The organism is Paenibacillus sp. J5C2022 (assembly GCF_025567625.1).
Lineage (GTDB): Bacteria > Bacillota > Bacilli > Paenibacillales > Paenibacillaceae > Pristimantibacillus.
On sequence record NZ_JAOQJC010000001.1, the window covers coordinates 384664 to 390755 of the forward strand.

The window sequence follows — 6092 nt, forward strand, 5'->3', positions numbered from 1 at the left end:
CTGCAAGGTATCCGGCTAATCGGCCTGCACAATGCCAATCTCGTCCACCCATAAGGTCTGATCAGGCTGCGAGGGATCGTCATGCGTGATGATCACCTTCAGCTTGTGATCGTGCTCCGCGGGAGCAGCGAATGTGATGCACAGCTTCCGCCATTCACTGTCGGAGAAGCCCCCCTCCGCCAGCAGCTCATTCGTTGCCGTATCCATCACTTGAATGCTTCCCTCGCTGCTGCCTTCCGCCTTCCCGTATGCGGACAATTGATAGATTGATCCGGGCAGATAACCGGTCCATTCGTATATCGCCTCTTGCTCCGCTCCGCTTGCAGCGCTCTCCAGCCTTAAGGATTGGCTTCCGGCTTGGGAGACGCTCGCATCCAGCTGAATAAGACCTGCTTCCGTCGTCTCGCCTCGCCGCCAATAACGCGGCCACGCTTCATCCCATCTATCTGCCGTCTCGAAGCCGCTGTTGGGCAGCTGAGAGCGATGAAGCGACGGGTAAGCGCGTACTTCATCGACATAGACGATGCCGTCCAGATGCTCGTTCTCGTGTGCGGCGAACGAGATGTACAGCTCCTTGCCAGCTGCTTCCGGCGTTCGGAATGTCAGTTGCTCACCGCTCCATTCCTCACTTCTGAAGTACCTTCCCTTCAGCACTTCTTGATCCGTCTCGTTCACGACCTCGATCCGTCCCATTGCTCTTCCGTCCGTCTTCCCGAAGAACGACAACTCGTAGGTTGTATTCGGTTCATAATGCTGCATGCGGTATTGCAGTCGATGAACTTCGGGACCGTTCTTCGGAATGGCAACCGACCAAGCCCCGCGATATGCCTCCGTACTGCTCCGGTAGATCGCATCACCTGTGCCGGCGCTTGAGGATGCTGTCCAATAGCCCGGCAAGGAGGATGAAGCGGGTGACGCGAATTCGAACCCGCCATTGACGACTTTATTCCGGCTCCACTTCGCTACGCCGGAGGCGATATAATTCGAGCATAAGCCCGTCTCGCATACAGCGTTGCCGATCTCCCATACGACAGGATCGAATTGGGCGAAGTCCATCCAATGGTGGAACTGTCTCGTTCTGATCTGATCTACCGTGTAGGCTGGCTGCCGCGAATTGTACCAGGACAGCACGGGGTCGACAAGACTCTGATTCCACATAATGTCGGTAAAGGTATGCGTTAATTTCACCATGTCTTCCGCGTCGAACACTTGATTATAGGCATATGCCTCTAGCGGACCGGTCAAGGTAAGCGCGGCATGAGACATATCCTCCTGGTTGGAAGTGTAGTAATGGCCGTCATCCCATACGCCCAGATTGTCCCAGTAATTCCACAGATACGCGTCCGTCCCGAGAGATGCGTTCAAGGGATGTTCGCGTAACGTCTCCTTGAACGTCCGATTCATGTCATTCGCTCTGCTCAAGTATAACGGGCGTTCAGCTGCATACTCGGCTGCATCTTCCGTCACATCGTACAAGAGATGAAGCATGACGGCGTAAGCCAGGTACTGATTATGCGGCAGACTGCGGGAAGGGAACCACTCTGTGCTGAACCCCGGCGGGAAAATATAGGTTCCCCGACCATTGTTCGCACCGTCTATTCCGCTAATCTGCTTCCAATACGGGTCCCACTTATGAACAAGATTGTCCACCACGAAGTCACGGTATGCATCCGCTCTGCTTAAGTATTGTTCATGCAGTGTCTCATCATCATAGATCGCCTTCACGAATCGCAGTACGGGCGCGATAATAATCCCCTCATGCACCATCTGCTCCCATAGCTGCCCGCCCATCGCATCATAGGCGTACAGCTTGTCGCCGCTCGATCCGCCGCTTAGGGCTATCTCCAGACGAATGTCATGGCCTTCAGCCGGCGTTGTGAAGCCTGCAGATATCCGTTCGAATTTCTCGTTGTTCTGGAACGATGCTGATGCGAGCTCTATTCCTGTCGTCAGGTCGCGTGCGCGTATTGTTCCTGTTGCCCCATCGCTTACCCGTCCGGTTATCGCGAATGCGTACGGAACATTCGGAACGTAGTTATGCAGTTGCTGCGTGATGACAGATTCGCTCACGCCGTCATGCAGCAGCTCCAGCACCCAATCGTTCGTATTCGTCGCACCACCCTCGTAATAGACTGATGTGTCGTTAGTCCGGTGCGCTTGCGCAACATCTGTATCAAGCAGCTGCCAACCGGCAGGCAGTGTTGCGACGACTTCATTAATGGCGATATCGTCATAATAGACGTCATTCCCGCTACTCTGCTCGCCTGTCGCGTGCAGTCTGAGCTCCAGCATCTTCTCATGGGGTGCTGTAAAGACAAGTGCACGCTTCTGCCATGAGGGCCCGCTTATATGCGCCGATGCCAGAATGGTCTGATCCGTCACATTGAAGATGTCGACATTGGCCGATTCGTCCGGTCTGGATGTCCGGCCTCTATATTGCAATACATACTTCGTGCCGGACTCCGTATTCAGCTGCTGGGATGCGCCATGTCCGATTGTGATAGCAAGCCCTTTATTCCCTGTATAGTAGGTGTTGAGCGCTTCCGTCACGTAGACATCGCTTGCATTCGCCCCCGATGTTCGCGACCAGCTTGCCGCCATTGTGGAATCCTGGCTGTCCGCGAACTGGAATCCGCCATTCTCGAGTAGAGCAGGCTTAATCAGGACCTTGCTCATACTGAAATCGTCATACAGAACCGTATGTCCGTTAAGCTGCCAATCCGTTTGAAGCAAGCGCAGCTTCAGCAGCTTTCCCTCCGCATTCGGAGCTGTGAATGTGAAGGTATAGGGTTTCCATTCCGCTGCGTAGAAGGTCGTTGTGGCCAGCATCACATTGTCGGTCGCATTATAGATTTGCACCTTTCCGCCCGCTGCCGTCCCCAGCACCTTGCTCCAGAATTGGACGGCATACGTCTCCCCGGGCTCGTAACCGATTGTCTGCTCGGCCACCTCCCATGAGGTGTTGTCCGTCGTGACAGCCAATGCGTAGTTGCCGGAGTGAGCATCAGCTCCGCTCCTGTACACGTTGTCCGTCACCGAATAGCTCCAGCGCGACCAATGCTCCGGCATAGTAGGGTCCGCACTGTCAACCGCTTCCATCCCTTCGTTCATAAGCAGCTGCGGCTGATAGGGCGTGACCGTCAACTCATCGACGATCGAGGTGAATCCCTGCAGCTGCCAGTTCGACTGATAGATGCGGATCTTCAGCTGCTTTCCGGCTTGCTCCGGCGCAGTGAACGTGAAGGAGAGCGCTTGCCAATCGGTCTGATTGAACAGAACGGATTTTATTTTGATATTATCCGTTGCATTATAAGCCTCCACTCGTCCTGCCCCCGCGGCCTGCAGTACCTTGCCATGGAAGGATACCGTATACTTCTCGGACGGCGTATAGGAGATCTCCTGCTCGGCAATCTCCCACGACGAAGCGTCTGTCGTAACCGCGAACGCATAGTCTCCGGCATATGCGTCCGAAGTCAGATAGACATTCTGGGACACAGAGTTGCTCCAGCGCGACCAATGCTCCGGCATCGTCGAATCTTGCGAGTCGACGTCCTCGAAGCCGCCATTCAACAGAAGAGGAAAGCCGCCCCCATCGGAATCGGATGTGCGAACCGGCTTCACGCTTAGCTGATCGAATCTCGCCTTATAGCCCGGCTGATCATAGTGCTCCAGGCTTAACCGTAATTGAACGGCACCAAGCTGCGGCGCCTGGAAGGTAAATACTTGACGCTCATAGCCGACATGATGTATACGAACGTATCCAAGCACTTTATTGCCGGCTTCATGATATATTTCGATCTTCGCTTGCGTTTTCTCCGTGTCTACGCCAGAGAAGCCTTCCACGACATAAGTCTCCCCAGGCACGTAATCGAGCTGCTGCACCAGCCGGTTCGTTTGTGCACCGTCGCTCTCCAATATGAAGCCCGCAGAACCATGGAATACGTCATCCGGCAAGACAGAGCGAGAGCCCGATAACGGGTTGCCTTCCTGCTGCCAGCCATCTGGTATGCCATTCAGATCAGAATCGACCTCGAACGATCCATTCATTAGTAATTCGGCCTCATCTCCTGCCAATGAGCCTTCGATAGCGAATTGTCCATTCTTTACTTGATTATGGGCATAGCGAATATCGGGCCAGCCCTTGTATCCGTCTCCATTGTGATCCCAAGCATTGAGCAGCATCCGGTCGAAGTGATCGGTCATCTTGTCCAGCCAGACCTTGTCGCCGGTTGCGTCATACATATTCATGTAGCTCTTCAAATAATACGATTCGCCCCATGCGAGCGCACCTCCATCCGGCGATTCCGACACCCCTCTGCCGAAGTTAATGGGTTGGTCATACTGCTGCAGCTCATCTACGCTAGTATCGGCCCCCCACACCAGCTGCGGCCAAATCAGGACGCACAGCAACACGCATAATATAGCCTTCTTCCTCATCATATCCCTCCTAGTAATGTAAGCGCATTCAAATGAAGGATACAGAAAGAATCGGTCAATATACATGCTTTTTTATGACTTTTGATGTCAACATATGATGTTTTAACGTAATCGGCCCTGCACGAATGCAGTTAGGGTGTTCAATTCTGCTTCCGGTATCCACTCGTCCAGTCTCGCGGCTGCCATCGGCAACAACCATTCCTCAATGCCAGATTGTGTAGCTCCCGACAGCTTTACATAATTGTTCAAATAAATCTCGGTCAGCCGTCTTCGCATTAGATTTAACTGCTTGCCTTCCTTCTCGGGCATCTCATCAGGAACAGTGCCGAACGTCAGCAGTAGCCACGTTCTGGCGACATCGCCGCAAGGATGGCCGGACATGCCGGACATCCAATCGATTACCCAAGACTTGCGGCCAGCAATCACATTGCCAGGATGGTAATCGCCGTGGCACAACTGCATCCCGTCCGGCAAGCGTTCGAGATGACCCCGCACAGCGTCCTTCTCCGCCCTGGTCAGCCGATTTGTTTTTGCAATTTGCTGTGCTAACGCCGCTTTCTGTTTTCTTTCCATCCTGTCGGCAGACATCTGATGCAGTTGAACATGAGTTTCCGCCAGCATATAAGCATACTGTTCGATATTCGGCGGATCGTTCACAATCTGCTGAAGAACGGTCGTACCATCGACTTTCTGGAAAACAATCCCGTAACGTTCACCGTTTTCAACTCTTTCATAAGGCTCGGGTGCCGCCGCTCCCAGTGCGTACACGTATTGACTATTCAAGTACTCTTCGTCGATGGCCTGCTTAGGGAACCCTATCTTATATAGCTTTAAGATTTTGCCTTTTCCTATATCGTAGATATCCGCCGTTCTACCTTCTCCTATTTTAAGCAGCTTACGTCACCTCGAATGGAATTTGTAATTAAAGCTCATACATATCGCAGCAGCTCATGTATTTCCTGAATCTCCGCCATTGGCGCAACGCCGTTGGCACATAACTTCTCCCGGTCGCTCCGATACGCAATAAAGTCGACGCCCGCATCCAACGCCGCTCTCCCGTCAACCCATGCATCGCCAACCGACACCCAATCTTCGGTATTTAAGTGGTTGAATTGCTTCAGGGCATAGATAACTCCCGATGGTGAAGGCTTCAGCTCGTTCATCATTTCTCTTCCAATAAGCAAGTCGAACAAATGGATAATACCATTATCCGTAAGCGCCTGCTTCGCTGCATCTATCGCATTATTCGTCACAACAACCATGCAATAATGCCCGTGAAGCTCGTTAAGAAGCTCCATCACTCCCGGCTCCAGCGGCGCATTATGCATCCCCTGTATTTCATACTTCGTTGCGATGCTCCACATCTCGGCCGACATATCCTCGGTTAGCTTCTGCGACGCTTGCCCTGCTTGTATCACGGTTGCCGTAGTATGCTTATGAAGATCAAGAGGCGATGGCAATACATCTTTCTTCAACAAATAGTCGTGAGTAGCCCGCTTCATGGATTCAAAATCAATGTCGGAGCGCAATAATGTATTATCCATATCAAAAATAATCCCTTTATATTTATTCATCCGATCCCCTATGTCACTTCAGATTAACAGCATGCCTTCAAGTCTCGCTTTCACCTCAGGCCACTCCGAATGTATAATGCT

3 protein-coding genes are annotated in these 6092 nt (G+C 52.5%); all 3 read right to left on the bottom strand.

The genetic code is table 11. The features are described from left to right. Window positions 1-15 precede the first annotated feature (15 nt). Window positions 16-4440, bottom strand: coding sequence for a carbohydrate binding domain-containing protein (locus M6D81_RS01820; RefSeq protein WP_262675070.1), 4425 nt, complete (start codon window positions 4438-4440; stop codon window positions 16-18). 99 nt (window positions 4441-4539) lie between these two features. Then, a complete protein-coding gene (locus M6D81_RS01825; protein WP_317259084.1) occupies window positions 4540-5331 on the bottom strand; it encodes an aminoglycoside phosphotransferase family protein in 792 nt (263 codons plus the stop codon). Between the two features lie 35 nt (window positions 5332-5366). Further along, a complete protein-coding gene (locus tag M6D81_RS01830; protein ID WP_262675071.1) occupies window positions 5367-6011 on the bottom strand; it encodes an HAD family hydrolase in 645 nt (214 codons plus the stop codon). Window positions 6012-6092: the final 81 nt, after the last annotated feature.

What these genes read in the sequence shown, in the direction of transcription:
- M6D81_RS01820 (WP_262675070.1), bottom strand. Translation starts at nt 4,440, where the DNA reads ATGATGAGGAAGAAGGCTATATTATGCGTGTTGCTGTGCGTCCTGATT.
- M6D81_RS01830 (WP_262675071.1), bottom strand. Translation starts at nt 6,011, where the DNA reads ATGAATAAATATAAAGGGATTATTTTTGATATGGATAATACATTATTG.